1 protein-coding gene is annotated in these 372 nt (G+C 69.1%); it reads left to right on the top strand.

What is annotated here, in order from left to right; translation table 11 throughout:
- Positions 1-372: ABC transporter permease (locus WDW90_RS38460; protein ID WP_336492918.1), on the top strand; the 372-nt coding region annotated here is incomplete at both ends.

Below are 372 nucleotides of genomic sequence, written 5' to 3'. Positions count from 1 at the left end.
CGTTGGGGGCGTCGCCTTCGAGAAGGGCGGGAGCCTGGGGCGGCAACGCCGGGCGGGCGCGCGGGCCATCGTGGGCCAAGCCCTCGCGCATCTCCTGCTCGTGATGCCCGGATTGGCGCTGTATCTGATCGTCCTGCCGCGGATCTACGGCTTCTCGACCCTCGGGCGCCTGGTGGACCTGTTCGTCCTGGCCTGTCCCTTCGTCCTGTCGGTCAGCTTCCTGGCGCAGTTCGTGAGCGTGTGGTTCAAGCGCCGCGAGACGGCCGTCCTGCTCTTCATCGCGGCGAGCCTGCCGCTCTTCTTCATGGTCGGCGTGTCCTGGCCGGTCGAGGCGATCCCCGCAGCGATCCGCTCGCTGAGCCGGATCTTTCC

Source organism: Methylobacterium nigriterrae (genome assembly GCF_037106235.1).
Taxonomy (GTDB): domain Bacteria; phylum Pseudomonadota; class Alphaproteobacteria; order Rhizobiales; family Beijerinckiaceae; genus Methylobacterium; species Methylobacterium nigriterrae.
Note: the sequence above shows the minus strand (reverse complement) of the source record. Positions and strands in the feature narration are given on the sequence as shown.